This window comes from Rhizobium sp. CFBP 8762 (assembly GCF_014841565.1).
In the GTDB taxonomy this organism is placed as follows: Bacteria; Pseudomonadota; Alphaproteobacteria; order Rhizobiales; family Rhizobiaceae; genus CFBP-8762.
On the sequence record NZ_JACYUD010000009.1, the window covers coordinates 96,655 to 110,967 of the forward strand.

Annotated in this window: 18 protein-coding genes and 1 tRNA gene; 12 read left to right on the forward strand and 7 right to left on the reverse strand. The window is 57.3% G+C overall.

Going from position 1 to position 14,313, the window contains the following annotated elements; all coding sequences use genetic code 11:
- The first annotated feature begins 2 nt into the window (after positions 1-2).
- The 4 genes from IFT84_RS18735 to IFT84_RS18750 all read left to right on the forward strand — a co-directional run bounded on the left by IFT84_RS18735 (position 3) and on the right by IFT84_RS18750 (position 2,671).
- A complete protein-coding gene (locus tag IFT84_RS18735; protein ID WP_192122138.1) occupies positions 3-947 on the forward strand; it encodes an alpha-E domain-containing protein in 945 nt (314 codons plus the stop codon).
- 6 nt (positions 948-953) lie between these two features.
- Positions 954-1,784: a transglutaminase family protein gene (locus tag IFT84_RS18740; RefSeq protein WP_192122139.1), complete on the forward strand. Its 831-nt coding sequence runs from the start codon at positions 954-956 to the stop codon at positions 1,782-1,784.
- A 186-nt stretch (positions 1,785-1,970) separates the two neighbouring features.
- Positions 1,971-2,423, forward strand: coding sequence for a hypothetical protein (locus tag IFT84_RS18745; protein WP_192122140.1), 453 nt, complete (start codon positions 1,971-1,973; stop codon positions 2,421-2,423).
- Between the two features lie 110 nt (positions 2,424-2,533).
- Positions 2,534-2,671, forward strand: coding sequence for a hypothetical protein (locus tag IFT84_RS18750; protein WP_192122272.1), 138 nt, complete (start codon positions 2,534-2,536; stop codon positions 2,669-2,671).
- A gap of 29 nt (positions 2,672-2,700) precedes the next feature.
- Here IFT84_RS18750 and IFT84_RS18755 read toward each other — a convergent pair whose 3' ends face one another.
- Together IFT84_RS18755 and IFT84_RS18760 are read right to left on the reverse strand one after the other, a co-directional pair.
- Entirely contained in the window at positions 2,701-2,928 is a 228-nt protein-coding gene (locus IFT84_RS18755) for a hypothetical protein (protein ID WP_192122141.1), read from the reverse strand.
- A 127-nt stretch (positions 2,929-3,055) separates the two neighbouring features.
- Positions 3,056-4,291 (reverse strand): ROK family transcriptional regulator, encoded by a 1,236-nt coding sequence (locus IFT84_RS18760; RefSeq protein WP_192122142.1) that lies wholly within the window; start codon positions 4,289-4,291, stop codon positions 3,056-3,058.
- A 182-nt stretch (positions 4,292-4,473) separates the two neighbouring features.
- Between IFT84_RS18760 and xylF the strand changes: the two genes are divergently transcribed.
- The 3 genes from xylF (at position 4,474) to IFT84_RS18775 (ending at position 7,885) form a co-directional block, all read left to right on the forward strand.
- Positions 4,474-5,514 carry a D-xylose ABC transporter substrate-binding protein gene (gene xylF / locus IFT84_RS18765; protein WP_192122143.1) on the forward strand — a complete coding sequence of 347 codons (1,041 nt, stop codon included), beginning with the start codon at positions 4,474-4,476 and terminating at the stop codon, positions 5,512-5,514.
- Positions 5,515-5,772: 258 nt separating this feature from the next.
- On the forward strand, positions 5,773-7,086 hold the full coding sequence (locus IFT84_RS18770; protein WP_192122259.1) for a sugar ABC transporter permease: 1,314 nt from the start codon (positions 5,773-5,775) through the stop codon (positions 7,084-7,086).
- 13 nt (positions 7,087-7,099) lie between these two features.
- On the forward strand, positions 7,100-7,885 hold the full coding sequence (locus IFT84_RS18775; RefSeq protein ID WP_192122144.1) for an ATP-binding cassette domain-containing protein: 786 nt from the start codon (positions 7,100-7,102) through the stop codon (positions 7,883-7,885).
- 38 nt (positions 7,886-7,923) lie between these two features.
- Here the strand turns inward: IFT84_RS18775 and IFT84_RS18780 are convergent, their stop codons facing one another.
- The gene (locus IFT84_RS18780; RefSeq protein ID WP_192122145.1) at positions 7,924-8,625 is read right to left on the reverse strand and encodes an SDR family NAD(P)-dependent oxidoreductase; all 702 of its coding nucleotides are present in this window, start codon (positions 8,623-8,625) and stop codon (positions 7,924-7,926) included.
- A 153-nt stretch (positions 8,626-8,778) separates the two neighbouring features.
- Here IFT84_RS18780 and IFT84_RS18785 point away from each other — a divergent pair.
- From IFT84_RS18785 to IFT84_RS18805, 5 genes are all read left to right on the forward strand, one after another.
- A tRNA-Arg gene (locus tag IFT84_RS18785) sits at positions 8,779-8,855 on the forward strand.
- A gap of 140 nt (positions 8,856-8,995) precedes the next feature.
- On the forward strand, positions 8,996-10,258 hold the full coding sequence (locus tag IFT84_RS18790; protein ID WP_446737623.1) for an alpha/beta hydrolase: 1,263 nt from the start codon (positions 8,996-8,998) through the stop codon (positions 10,256-10,258).
- A complete protein-coding gene (locus tag IFT84_RS18795; RefSeq protein ID WP_244651284.1) occupies positions 10,258-11,319 on the forward strand; it encodes a lipoprotein N-acyltransferase Lnb domain-containing protein in 1,062 nt (353 codons plus the stop codon). The genes IFT84_RS18790 and IFT84_RS18795 overlap by 1 nt, the downstream gene beginning before the upstream one ends.
- A complete protein-coding gene (locus IFT84_RS18800; RefSeq protein ID WP_192122146.1) occupies positions 11,320-11,715 on the forward strand; it encodes a group II truncated hemoglobin in 396 nt (131 codons plus the stop codon).
- A gap of 3 nt (positions 11,716-11,718) precedes the next feature.
- Positions 11,719-12,093: a DUF423 domain-containing protein gene (locus IFT84_RS18805; protein WP_192122147.1), complete on the forward strand. Its 375-nt coding sequence runs from the start codon at positions 11,719-11,721 to the stop codon at positions 12,091-12,093.
- 98 nt (positions 12,094-12,191) lie between these two features.
- Here IFT84_RS18805 and IFT84_RS18810 read toward each other — a convergent pair whose 3' ends face one another.
- The 4 genes from IFT84_RS18810 to IFT84_RS18825 form a co-directional block, all read right to left on the reverse strand.
- On the reverse strand, positions 12,192-12,506 hold the full coding sequence (locus tag IFT84_RS18810; protein ID WP_192122148.1) for an antibiotic biosynthesis monooxygenase family protein: 315 nt from the start codon (positions 12,504-12,506) through the stop codon (positions 12,192-12,194).
- 65 nt (positions 12,507-12,571) lie between these two features.
- Positions 12,572-12,805: a hypothetical protein gene (locus tag IFT84_RS18815; protein WP_192122149.1), complete on the reverse strand. Its 234-nt coding sequence runs from the start codon at positions 12,803-12,805 to the stop codon at positions 12,572-12,574.
- A gap of 72 nt (positions 12,806-12,877) precedes the next feature.
- On the reverse strand, positions 12,878-13,228 hold the full coding sequence (locus tag IFT84_RS18820; protein WP_244651297.1) for a DUF2325 domain-containing protein: 351 nt from the start codon (positions 13,226-13,228) through the stop codon (positions 12,878-12,880).
- Positions 13,229-13,433: 205 nt separating this feature from the next.
- The gene (locus IFT84_RS18825; RefSeq protein ID WP_192122151.1) at positions 13,434-14,297 is read right to left on the reverse strand and encodes an energy transducer TonB family protein; all 864 of its coding nucleotides are present in this window, start codon (positions 14,295-14,297) and stop codon (positions 13,434-13,436) included.
- Between the last annotated feature and the right edge of the window lie 16 nt (positions 14,298-14,313).

Sequence of the window (14,313 nt, forward strand, 5' to 3'; positions counted from 1 at the left end):
CCATGCTTGGGCGCACAGCAAACGGACTATACTGGATGTTCCGCTATATTGAGCGGGCCGAAAACATTGCCCGGCTGATTGATGCCGGACTGCGCGTGGCATTGACCCGCACCAACTTTGCCGATGAGGACTGGGACGGTGTGCTGCAAAGCGCGGGCGTTCGGCTGAACTATGGCGATGTTCACGCTACGCTGACGAGCGCAAACGCCATCGACTTTCTGCTGCGCGACACCAGCAACCCCTCCAGTGTTCTCTCCTGCATTGAGTCCGGGCGGCACAATGCCCGCATGGTGCGCACCGCGCTGACCCGCGAAACGTGGGAAGCAACCAATGAATGCTGGATCGACCTCAAGCGGCTACTGGTGCGTAAAGCGCACTCGGCGGATATGCCGGAGATTATCGACGCGATCAAGCGGCGAACGGGCCTCATTCGCGGTGCCTTCCACGGCACGATGCTGCGTGACGACATCTACAATTTCAGCCGCATCGGCACCTTTATCGAGCGTGCTGACAACACTGCCCGTATTCTGGATGTGAAATATTACGTGCTGCTGCCTGCTGCTGCACAGGTTGGCTCATCACTGGACAATATGCAGTGGGAATCAATCCTGAGATCGGTCTCCGCACACCGCTCCTATGGCTGGGTGTATGATGGCGAATACAATGCCTCCAATATTGCCGATTTCCTGATCTTGAACGGACGGATGCCGCGCTCTCTGGCCTATTGTTATGAGAAGGCCGTCAGCAATCTCGGCTATCTTGCCCAGCAATATGGCGAGCGGCATGCGGCGCATGACACGGCGGAACGCACGCACGCCTCTCTGCGCAATCGTGGTATCGGCGACATCATGGAATATGGGCTGCACGAGTACATCGAGGATTTCATTGCCCAGAACAACAGACTGGGTCAGGAAATTTCCGATGGCTACCGATTTTATCAGGGGTAAGCCACCATGCGACTGAAAATCCGCCATGTGAGCGAATACCATTATGACGCGCCCGTTGGCTATTCCCTGCAACGGTTGCGGCTATCGCCGCAAACCGGGCCGGGGCAGAAGGTTATCAACTGGAACACAACGGTGGACGGCGCGGCTCTGGAGGTGCGCTATAACGACCATTTCGACAACCATGTGGAACTGGTATCCACCACCACGGAGCGCCAATCGATCCGCATCGTGGCCGAGGGCGAGGTTGAAACCAGCGACAATGCCGGCATTTTCGGTCCGCATCAGTCGTTCACACCGCTGTGGCTTTACCGTCGAACGACACCGCTGACCGAGGCCGGGCCTTTGATTACAGCGTTGGCCGGTTCCGTCACCGGAGACAACGATCTGTCCCGCATGCACGGCTTGATGGAAACGGTGCACCGGCAAGTTGCTTTTGTGGCCGGTGAAACCGGTGCTACAACTACAGCCGAAGAAGCCCTCGCCCAGCAGACCGGCGTCTGTCAGGACCATGCCCATATCATGATTGCGGCGGCACGGGCGCTTGGCCTGTCGGCCCGCTACGTCTCCGGTTATCTCATGATTGACGGGGAAAACGAACAGACGGCCAGCCACGCCTGGGCGGAGGTGCACATGCCCGGCCTTGGCTGGGTGGGCTTTGATGCCGCAAACGATATCTGCCCGGATGACCGCTATGTGCGCATTGCCACCGGTCTTGATTACCGCGATGCCGCACCGGTGTCCGGCATGGTGACGGGTGTTGCCACGGAAACGCTGCTTGTGACGTTGACGGTGGAGAACCAAGGCCAGAGCCAGAGCCAAAGCCAGTCGCAATCCTGATTGAGAACACGTCTCAATCCTTGTTTGCCGCATTGTCCGGACGTGAAAACGACCCCGTTTTCACTGGAAATGCTTTAAGATTCCGGAAACCAGTTCCCGCTACAGTTGCGAAAAGCACATTATCCAGACAAGAAGTGTCATCGCTTTAACTGGACATGCGCGAGCGATGCGGCGAGGCAACCATTCATGTTTGGTCAATCGGCATTTCAGTCGGTTCTGGAACGTTTGAGAACGCAGGCCGAAGCCCGCAGCGCAGCCCCACAGTCTCCGCGTGTCCGAGGCTTGCAATCGGTCTTCGCCGCCCATACGCTTGGCGCTGCGCATACGCTTAACACTGCTCGCGCTCATATCCAGTCTGCCTATCGCGCCTGTTGTGAGGACAGTATCGAGCCTGCTGCCCCGCCGGTCATGCCCGCGCATCTAACGCAACTGGACCCCCGGGAAATTGCCGCAGAACTCGCAATCGGCTTTCACGATACGCCACAGTCTCTCGGTCTCAAGCGTCGAGCGTTTGCCCGGATTAATCATCCCGATCGCGTCCATTCGGATTATCGCGACAACGCAACGCGCCGCATGATGGTTGCCAATATGCTGATTGATCGCGCCTTGAGCGAGGCCCGGACGCGTTTTCCTGTGTGAAGACGTGTGCGGAGGCGGTTCGCAGCCCCTGCGACAATACGCACATGTCACCTATGCCGGTTTATTGTATGTGAGACTACATCCCTGCAGTTTCTGAAAGGAATGGGTCAATGATGGGCGACTGGGTCGATTGGTTTCCTATAGTCTTTTTTCCGTTGAAGATTCTCGTGTTGGGAATAGGCATGTTCTACGCCATCAAGTGGCATCGCGATCAAGCGAAAAAGGACAAGGAAACCAGCGGGCGGTAAGCGCTCGCCGAACACGCTTCAATGGACTGTCACGCCTCGGTATCCGTGGTATCCGGCTTGGCAACGGGCTCTGGCGTCGGTTTGAAGAACAGCAGCAGGTTGGCACCGGCATAGGCTGTCATGGCCAGAAAAATCATACCCCACACAGGCTGAGCGTTGTAAAACTCTACTGCCGTCCATGCGGCGCAGACACCAACGACCAGCAAACGGACCCACAGCGGCCGATAGAAGGGGTGGTTCGGGTCAATCAGTTTCATCGGTGTTTCCTTGCGCGCATTTCCACTGAAGCATTTCGAGTAAAAGCGGAGTCGCTTCTACGACCGGACAATGCGACAAACAAGAGATTAGAGCATATCCAGTGAACCCGTGTTCACCGGATATGCTCTACCCCGCCTTCATCGCAGCCGAAGCGGACGGACGCAACGTTAAAATATCCTGATCGACATCATCGAACGCACGCTGCTTGTGCCCCTCGAACACCAGCCCCGCCTCATCGTCCATCAGCGAAATATCGGGCATGCCCTCGCGCCGCACCGGTTGGGATTGGGCAAGCCCTTCCACCATACCCGCCTGCAACAGATCATAGTACCGTGTTCCAGGCCCCGTCAGCACCACCGGCATCGTCTCATGCAGGCTGAGCACCCGCGATATCCCCTGCCCCAAGGCCAACCCTGCCTGCCGAAACGCATAGGTCGCCATGCGCTTGCCCTGTCTGGCGCTCATCGCGATACGGTCCATTTCCGCCAGCGGCACGAATTTCGCCGGTATCGTATCGGCCGGCACCTCGAAAGCGGTGCGCAAAATGCCGTAAAACCCGGTGCTTGCCTCAATACATCCTCTGGCTCCGCAGCGGCACAGGCCACCATTAGCCACATGCAGCATATGGCCGAAATTGGGTGCCGTGACCTCCAGCGCACCAACGCTACTGCGCTGGACGATACCGAGCCCAATACTATGGCCGAGCGATAACACCGCCAGCGACTGCTTGAGGTCCTGTTTCTTTTCAAGACATCGCGCGACGGCTTGCGCTGTCAAACGGGTTTCATTGTTGAGGATAATGCGGGCCGACCAGTCCCGCAGCAACCACTGAAAATCGATCTCCTGATCCCCAAATACCGGGGACCAGACCAGCCGCTGGTAGGCCGTATCCACAAGACCCTTGCTGCTGATGGAGATGGCAAGAACGGCATCGCGGCTGATGGACGATCGCCCAATCAACCGATCCAGCGCCTCCAGCATTCCACGCGAAAAGACCGTCACGTCCGTTGCCGACGCGCCGCGTGCCTCGTCAAAGCGATCCATCAGGGTACCGGCGTAATCCACCAGCGAGTACTGTACGACATCCGATGAAATGCGGACCAGGATCAGATAGCCACAACCCCGGCTTGGACGAAACAGCACGCGGGGCCGCCCGCGCCCGGTTGCGGCCTGCTGCTCCATTCTCTCGATAATGCCTGCCCGGTCCAGCTCGGTGGTGATGGCAGATACGGTAGCAGAGGACAGGTGCGTATGGTCTGCCATATCCGTGTGCGACAGTGCCCCGAAGCGGCGCAGCGCTGATAGCACCAGACCACTGTTTTGCTGGCGCACCATTTCCGTACTGGATTTCATCACACGCATAAACCGCGTCTACTCACTGTTTAAAGCCCATTTGCCTGTGTTGACAGCCTTTCATTTCTCTGACATTTATTTTCTCGACTGTCGAGAAAAAAGACCGGCAGGATGTTGGAGATGGTTTTCAAGATCGGTTTGCGTGTTGCGGGAGGTTCGCACATCAACCGGTGACCATGTGGGAGAACACTATGAAATCAGTTTTGAGACTGATGGCAGGCGCTGCCATCTTTTTGACGGTGCAATCTGCGGCTGTGGCAGCAGATTTGGTTGTGGGCGTGTCCTGGTCGAACTTCCAGGAAGAGCGTTGGAAAACCGATGAGGCCGCCATCAAGAAAGCACTGGAAGCTGCCGGTGCGAAATACATTTCTGCCGATGCGCAGTCGTCTGCCGCCAAACAGCTGACCGATGTGGAATCCCTGATTTCACAAGGTGCCAATGCGCTGATCGTGCTGGCGCAGGACAATGACGCTATCGGCCCTGCCATTCAGAAGGCCGCAGACGAAGGAATTCCGGTTGTTGGTTACGACCGTCTGATCGAGCATCCCGGCGCGTTCTACATTACGTTCGACAACAAGGAAGTGGGCCGCATTCAGGCGCGCGAAGTCTACAAGGTCAAGCCGGAAGGCAATTACGTCTTCATCAAGGGTTCCTCGACCGATCCGAACGCCGACTTCCTGTTTGCGGGTGCACAGGAAGTGCTGAAGGAAGGCATTGATTCCGGCACGATCAAGAATGTCGGCGAAGCCTACACCGATGGCTGGAAGCCGGAAAATGCCCAGAAGAACATGGAGCAGTTTCTGACAGCCAATGACAACAAGGTTGACGCTGTGGTGGCCGCCAATGACGGCACAGCCGGGGGCGCTATTGCAGCCCTCAGCGCGCAAGGTTTGGCCGGTTCCGTTCCGGTTTCCGGTCAGGATGCCGACCATGCCGCGCTGAACCGCATTGCCTTGGGTACGCAGACCGTTTCGGTCTGGAAGGACAGCCGTGAGCTTGGCAAGCGCGCGACAGAGATCGCCCTTCTGCTGGCAGGTGGCAAGACCATGGCCGACGTTCCTGGTGTAACGGACTTCAAGGACGGCCCAAAGGGCGTGGATATGAAGTCTGTTTTCCTCACCCCAGTCGCCATCACCAAGGATAACCTGAACGTCATCATCGATTCCGGCTGGATTTCCAAGGATACGGTTTGCCAGGGCGTCAAGGCTGGCTCGGTTCCAGTCTGCAACTAAGCGTTCATTTAAACGCTCGTTGGAGCGCTGTTTAATGTGATTAAATCACATCTGCGCTCTAACTGGTTATTTGTAAGCATAATCTTATCGATCTTCGTTTCACTCCGGTTGGATTATGCTCGAGACGCCGTCGCTCGCGCGGCGGCGTTCCCCCTCTCTGCCCGCCGACATGGCGGCAGCACAGACACATGATTTTACCGGGCGGATGACTGCATGAGCTGCGCCCCGGCAAATGAACCGTGGGAGCACGCCAAGGCAATGGCCGAATTAACACATACACCTTCAACACCGCTCACTGCGCGGCCACAGGCCAATGCCGTGACGCGGTTTTTTCGTGCAACGGAAATCGATACCCGTCTGCTTGGCATGGTCGGAGCCTTGCTCATCATCTGGGTTGGCTTTGAAATCCTGTCTGACGGGCTGTTTCTGACGCCGCGCAACCTGTGGAACCTGTCAGTTCAAACCGCATCCGTGTCGGTGATGGCGACGGGCATGGTCCTCGTCATCGTCACGCGCAATATCGATTTGTCGGTGGGCTCCATTCTCGGCTTTGTCGGCATGGTTATGGCCGTAACGCAGGCGGAAATTCTGCCAAAGCTCATTGGCTTCAACCATCCCGCCATCTGGATCATCGCTCTGCTGGTCGGTCTGCTGGTCGGCACCGCCATTGGTGCTCTTCACGGCGCTATCATCGCGTTTCTAAAAGTGCCCTCTTTCATCGTTACGCTTGGCGGACTGCTGGTGTGGCGCGGTGGCGCTTGGTTCATCACCAGCGGGCGCACCGTTGCGCCCATGGACCCGACCTACCGCCTGATGGGAGGCGGCACGGAAGGATCAATCGGCGCAACAGCAAGCTGGATTGTCGGCATCATCGCCTGCATTGCCATCGTGGGCACCATCATCAACTCCCGCCGCCAGAGACAGCGCTTCGGCTTTCCGCAACGGCCCATGTGGGCGGAATATTTTCTGTCCGCTCTCGGGTGCGTTCTGGTGCTAGGCGCCGTCGCGGTGGTGAATTCCTACCCGTGGCCGACAGCCATTGCCCGGCGCTACGCCGATGCAAATGGCATCGCGTGGCCGGATGGCGGGTTGTTTATCGCCCATGGCATTGCCGTGCCGGTACTCATTGCCATCGTTATCGGCATCATCATGACCTTTATTTCCACGCGCCTGCGCTTTGGCCGTTACGTTTTTGCGATCGGCGGCAATCAGGAAGCCGCGGAGCTCGCCGGGATCAAAACGCGCTGGGTCACGGTCAAAATCTTTGCATTGATGGGCGCGCTCTGCGCCGTTGCAGCGGCCATTTCCACGGCGCGTCTCAACGCAGCCACCAATGCGCAGGGCGAACTTGATGAGCTCTACACCATTGCCGCAGCCGTGATTGGCGGCACATCGCTTGGCGGCGGCATGGGCACCATTGCCGGTGCCATGCTGGGCGCGCTGGTCATGCAGTCGCTCCAATCCGGCATGGTTTTGGTCGGCATCGATTCGCCTTTGCAGCGCATCGTGGTGGGTGTGGTGCTGGTGGTGGCCGTATGGCTCGACACCGTTTACCGCGCGCGCGCCCGCTAAGAGGAGATGAGATATGACTGAATCACGCACTCCGCTGGTGGAAATGAACAATATTTCCATCTCCTTTGGCGGCATTCACGCAGTCGATAATGCATCCGTTGATCTGTATCCGGGCGAGGTTGTTGCCGTTCTCGGTCACAATGGCGCCGGCAAATCCACCCTGATCAAAATCCTGTCCGGCGCATACCGTCGCGATAGCGGGGATATTTTGATCAACGGCGAGGCCGCTGTCATCAACAACCCTCGTGATGCCAAGACCTACGGCATAGAGACGATCTACCAGACATTGGCCGTTGCCGATAATGTTGACGCTGCGGCCAACCTCTATCTTGGCCGTGAATTGCGCACCCCTTGGGGTACGCTGGACGATGTGGCGATGGAGCACAAGACCCGCGAGGTCATGGGTCGCCTGAACCCCAATTTCCAGCGTTTCAAGGAACCGGTGAAGGCGCTATCCGGCGGACAACGCCAATCGGTTGCCATTGCCCGGGCCATCCTGTTCGATGCTCGTATCCTGATCATGGACGAGCCGACCGCTGCCCTTGGCCCGCAGGAAACGGCGCAAGTCGGTGAACTGATCAAGCAGCTGAAGAAAGAAGGAATTGGCATTTTCCTCATCAGCCATGACATTCATGACGTGTTCGATCTGGCGGATCGCGTTACGGTCATGAAAAATGGCCGGGTCGTCGGCCACGCCCGCACACAGGATGTTACCAAGGACGAAGTGCTTGGCATGATCATTCTGGGCAAGGTGCCGGAAAAGGCCATTCCCGGCCCCGGTGCCATGGCCAACGTTTAACACAGCAATCATCGACGTGTGACGCGCTCTGGTGCGTCTCACCACTCGATGGCTGCGCCATCATAGGCAAAGAACCCCCCGGTTTCAGCAGGCGTCAGCCGATCGATCACCGACACGATCTTCTCGGCCGCTTCTGCGGGGCTGAAGAGCTGGTGGTTGCCGTTTCGCCCGGCACCGAGTGCCGTATCGACCGTACCCGGATGCATGGCAACCACGACCGAATGTGGACGGGTGCGGGCAATTTCAATCGCCGAGGTGCGAACAATCTGGTTCAACGCGGCCTTGGAAGCCCGATAGGAAATCCACCCGCCCAGCCGGTTATCTCCAATAGAGCCGACGCGGGCGGATAAGGTTGCGAACACGCTTTTTCGATCCCTCGGCGACAACGTTGAAAAATGCTTGAACAACAGCGCTGGTCCGATTGCATTGACGGCGAACTGGCGCGCCATCACAACCGGATCGATTGCCCGGATCGTCTTTTCTGGCCCATGCCCCTCAATGTCCAGTGCTCCAGTGGCATCGATGATCAGATCAACCTGGCCGTAGCGTTCTTTCACAGCTTCCATTGCCGCATGTATCGACGTCTCATCCGTCAGCTCCAGCGCAGGACTCGTACGACGCGATAACCCGATGACCTCGGCACAATCAGGCGTTCCGCGAAGCACCGACACCAATTCCGCACCTATGCCGCCGGTTGAACCGATGACGAGCGCGGTGAAACCCGATGAAAAAGACTGCATCCCAACCTCCATTGCTATTACCCTTACGCACGGGTGTTATCGCTGGATTAAGACCCGCGAATATTCCACGCGGTTCTCATTTTGCCCATTGAAGCCATCTCCGTCCTACGCTATGAACCGGTATATCCACACAGGCGCCCTTGTCTGTGATGCGCACCCGTAGCTCAGCTGGATAGAGTGTTGGATTCCGATTCCAAAGGTCACAGGTTCGAATCCTGTCGGGTGCGCCATTCCAATTCCACAACCTTGGAAACATCGTTCGTCAGTTCTACTAGGCTGCCTATTAAGATGTATTAACTTTTGAAAACCTCTGGTAGATAGCTTCGCAAACGCGGCCATCGGGCGCTTGAGTTATCTTGAAGAGGGTTCCATGGGATTAAGCTGGCAGATGGTATCGTGGGGCGCACTGCGTACCCTCACCCTTTCCCTCGCTTTATCTTTTGCCGTTACGAGTTGCGCCAGCCGGCCGATTGGCGTTCTCCTGCCCTCTGGCAAACGCACCGCAAACACGACCGAGGTGGATATGCTGGTGGCAACCACCCGCGCACCCACGCAGCAGGCGGGCATATTGTTCACGGGTGAGCGTGCCGATGATCTGTCGTTGACAGAAATCACCGTCTCGATCCCGCCGGAAAAGAACCGGAGTGTGGGACAGGTCCAGTGGCCGAAACGTTTGCCCGCCGATCCCCAGCGCGACTTTACCACAGTCAATGTGCGGGAATTGCCCAACAAGACCGGGCCGACGGAATGGCTGGGCAAACACATGCCTAAAAACAAACGTATGCTGATCTTCGTGCACGGTTTCAACAATCGTTATGAAGACGCTGTCTATCGGTATGCGCAGATCGTTCACGATTCCAAAGCAGATGTTGCTCCGGTCATCTTTACTTGGCCGTCTCGTGCCAGCGTCTTCGGGTACAATTACGACAAGGAAAGCACGAACTATTCGCGCGATGCTCTGGAAGACCTCCTGCGCCGCGCCGCGCAAAACCCACAGGTCGGCGAAATCACCATTATGGCGCACTCCATGGGAACGTGGCTGGCCGTTGAAGCTTTGCGCCAGATGGCAATTCGCGACGGACGCGTTGCACCGAAGATCACCAGCGTCATTCTTGCCTCCCCCGATCTGGACGTCGATGTTTTCGGCAAGCAGTGGGCCGCCATGGGTGCTCATCCGCCAAAATTTACGATTTTCGTGTCGCGTGATGACCGGGCACTTAATCTTTCGCGCCGCATTTCAGGCAATGTGGATCGACTGGGTCAGATTGATCCGACAGTTGAACCCTACCGCACGCGTCTCGAAAAGGCAGGCATTACGGTGCTGGACCTGACAGCGCTGAAAAGCGGCGACAGCCTGAACCACGGGAAATTTGCCGAGAGCCCGGATGTGGTAAAACTGTTGGGCAATCGCCTGATTGCCGGCCAGACAATTACCGATTCCGATATCGGGCTGGGCGAGCGCGTCGGGGCTGTCGCGCTTGGCACTGCGCAAACCGTCGGCAGTGCCGCCAGTGTTGCCGTCAGCACACCGATTGCTGTTTTTGATCCCAACACGCGCAACAATTACGGGGAACAGATTCAGAGATTGGGCCGTTCGGTCGGCAATACAGTCGGGTCAGCAACGGGACAGTAATGGAACAAAGGCGCGGGTTGTTTGCCAGAACGATGCTATGGATTGGTTCTGTCCTTGTCGGGCTGGTCGTTATCGGCTCTGTGGTTTGGGGTGCCTTTGCCTTGTTCTACCAAGGGCCGGGTAGCGAACCGGTGCGCTATCTCCTTGTTGCGCTGTGGCTGGTGATTGCGCTTGGGTGCGCCTATTTTGGCTGGCAGGGGCGCGTGTGGCTCGCACTGCTCATGTATGCCGTGTGCTTTGCCGCCCTTCTCGCGTGGTGGCACACCATTCTCCCTCGCAATGACCGGATTTGGGCACCGGAATTGAGTGAAATGACACGTGGGGTTGTTCAAGGCGATACGGCGACGCTGTACAATGTGCGCAATTTCGATTGGGTCACGGAAACCGAATTTCACCCGCGCTGGGAAACGCGGCAGTATGACCTGTCAAAACTGTCTTCCGTCGATATGCTGCTGTCCTATTGGGGCTCAGAGGCAATAGCCCATACGCTGGTGTCGTTCGGTTTCAGCACCGGTGAATTCGTTACCTTCTCGGTGGAAATTCGCAAGGAAAAGCACGAGAGCTTTTCCGAAATCGGCGGGTTCTTTAAACAGTTCGAAAACAGCGTGGTGGCTGCCGACGAGCGCGATATCGTGCGTCTGCGCACCAATGTGCGCAAAGAAGATGTCTATCTTTATCGCATCAACATGCCCCCGGCGGCCATGCGCTCGCTGTTTCAGGCCTATGTTGAAGAGGCGAACGCCCTGATTGATCAGCCGGAATTTTACAACACCGTCACGGCCAATTGCACCACGATTGTTTATCACATGGTTGCCCGCATCATTCCCGGCCTGCCGATGGACTTTCGGCTGTTGTTGTCAGGGTATCTGCCTGACTATATTGCGCGCGTTGGCGGGTTGATGGAGGGGTATTCAGTCAGCGATCTGAAAGCCGCCGGGCGCATCGGCCCGCGCGCCCTTGCCGCAGATCAGGCGCTGGATTTTTCCAACCGTATACGCCAAGGTATTCCAGGCTATGAGGAGCTACCTACGCCCCTTTCGATTAATCAAGCAATGAATTGAATGGCAGAACAAGAAACAATCAGTCTGTATGATGCCGTTGGCGGCGACCCGACGGTAAAGGCATTGGTGTCCCGCTTCTATCAGCTTATGGACACTCTGCCTGAAGCCGCGCGTTGCCGTGCTCTCCATCCCGCCGACCTGTCCGGCAGCGAGGCGAAATTCTACGACTACCTGACGGGATGGCTTGGCGGACCGCCGGTTTACGTCGAAAAGCATGGCCACCCCATGTTGCGCCGGCGCCATTTTGTCGCGCCGATTGGTGCGGCGGAGCGAGATGAATGGCTGCTGTGTTTTCAGAGAGCGCTGGATGACATCGTTTCCAGTGCGAAGCTGCGTGCAATTATACTGGAACCGGTGACGCGACTGGCCCACCATATGCAAAATCGGGAGGATTAGTGGATGCGTGACCCAGACGATTTAGCCGGTTCAGCCATTTTGGTGATGGCTGGCCTGATGGGGATCGCGGGCGTCGCCATGGCTGCCGCTGCTGCCCACGGAGCCGACCCCCGCCTTCTTGGCGGCGCATCGGCCATGTGCATGGCTCATGCACCGGCGCTGATTGCTCTGTATGCCGCCCGGCCCCGCTTTGCGGCCAGTGTGGTTGCAGCCGCTCTGCTCAGTCTCGGCACGCTGCTGTTTTCACTCGATCTGGTCAGCCGCCACTTTGCTGGCCACGGCCTGTTCCCCATGGCCGCGCCAACCGGCGGCGTGCTGATGATGGCAGGCTGGGCAGCCGTTGCGGTCGGTGCATTCCTTCGGAAACGGCGCGTCTGAAGCATTTCCAGTGAAAGGACTCCCACTGGAAACCTAGCCGTATCCAGTGGCATGGCTCTGCGAGTCTTGCGACCGGCAGAAATCGTGGATCGAAAAGCTCAAACGCCCTCGACGTCGGTATAGCCTTCAAACTGAGGTGGACCCATGTAGATGGAGCGGTTGTCACCGGCGCTGCGATGGGCGGCGCGGAAATTTTCCGATTTTGTCCAGTCGATGAAGTTCTGTCTTTGCGCCCAGCGGGAGCTGGACACGAACGTGGTAAACCCCTGCTCAACATTGGTATCGCCGCGCAGCAACCGAAACTCTAAAAATCCGGGCATCTCCGTAAGGCTTGATTCGCGATTTTTCCAGATGTTTTCAAAAGTCTCTTCAGACCCAATGGCAATCTTGAACCGGTTCATGGCGTGAAACATGGATACCCTTCCCTTGGCTTATGGTTGGCCACGTCCGCACGACCACCGGCCTCCCGGAGTGCGCTTTACCGCTTGCGGCGGTACGGGCGCGGCTTGAAGGGCAGGATATTGTTCTGAAAGCATGGCGCAAGCCCAACGGCCGGTTTTTCAGCGACCTTGCGCACTTTCCAAACGGGAAATTCCAGAACATGCGGATTTTCATCCAGCATGCGTGCGCGGCACCAGAGCTGCTCAACCGTATCCGGCGTCAGCGGTGTGGCATGATTGGGTGATACAAAGTCAGTCTGTTCGTTGCTCATTGTGACCTGCTTGCAAAATGCGGCAGGCCCAACGCTCCTGCCCGAGTGTGCCATCCGCGATGGCATGATCCATCAGGCGTCAGCTTCCGATTGCAGTGTTTGCAGTGCGCGTTCAAAACTGGACTTGCTACCGTTTCTCAACGGCACGAACGCCTTACCCCACTTCTTACAACCGGACTTCACGCGAAGACACGCATCGTGGCTAATACAGTCGATGGGGCAGAATACACAGTCGACCGATGGCAGAACGCGGTCAATCCGCGATACGGCTTCGCGCAGACCACCATCATGATGAATGAGTTCAGCCCCGTAGGAACTGACGATCTGGCGCAAATGGGCGACCTGACAATCCCGACCGCCGACGTACAAAAAGCTGCGTCCTTCGAGGCTTTGCCTGGAAGCGTCAGCTTCCACATCCGCCATAGGCTCCGGCAAAGCACGAGAGGACTTCTGCTTGTGGCGATGCTTGTCGCGCATGATATCTCCGTTCCGAAAAGGCCACGCGAACCCTTGCATGGCGGTTGATTGACCGGACCCTAATAAACATGAGCACAACTGTAAAGTATAAACATGACAAAAATTATCATATTTCAATTTTCACCAACAGGCCGAACCCTGTGGATGATTGTTAACGCGGTAGGGTGAAGTCCAGCGGCACGACGAAGGGGTAGGATTCGCGCCCCACCTCTTGCGGGGATGCAAACGGCCCGGCACGACGCACAGTGGCTAGTGCTTCCTGATCGAGAATAGGTGAACCGGAACTTCTCGCCAGGCGAATATTGGTAGGAGCGCCGCTTGACGACACAGTAAACGCGACGGAGGCTATGCCCCGGAGACGATCACGTCTGGCAGCAGTGGGATACCGTTTCGCCCGGTCGATTTTACGACGGATTTTGCCTTGAAAGTTCGTGATATTGCCATCGCCCTTGACCCTGGCATTTCCGGCCTGATTGCCACCACTGGCAGACGGGGGTGCGCCCTCAACACCATCAGCGGTGCCGAGCTTTTCGCTCACCTTGCTATCGCCCTTATCACCCCGACGTTTGACCTCAACGGGCTTTTTACGCGGTTTTTCTTTTTTGGGTTCAGGCTTGGGCTTGGGTTTGACAACCGGCGGCGGCTCCGGCTGAGGCTCTTCCTCAACCTTTTCTGGCTCAACGATCTCCGGCTGCTCGGCAGCGGCGGCAACCTCTGCCTGCTCCACCACTGGCGCGTCCAGTGGAGGCAGAAGGGGCTGCGGCTGGGCAACGTCCGGCAGCGTCTCTTGCGCAACCTCTTCGACCACCTCCTGAACCTGATCCGGCTCAATCTCCTGCACGTCGTCGCCTGCCTCTAAGGTATCAATCATGCCGCCAAGGCTGGTCATTTCAATGGGAATGCCGCCTTCCGTCATCGGCGGCTGCGGCTTGCTCTCTGGCAAGATCAAAAACGCGCCCCCGTGAAGGCCCAGCGAGAACAGGAGCGCCCCGGTCCATTTGAAAACATTGTTCATGGTGCAGTCCACATTC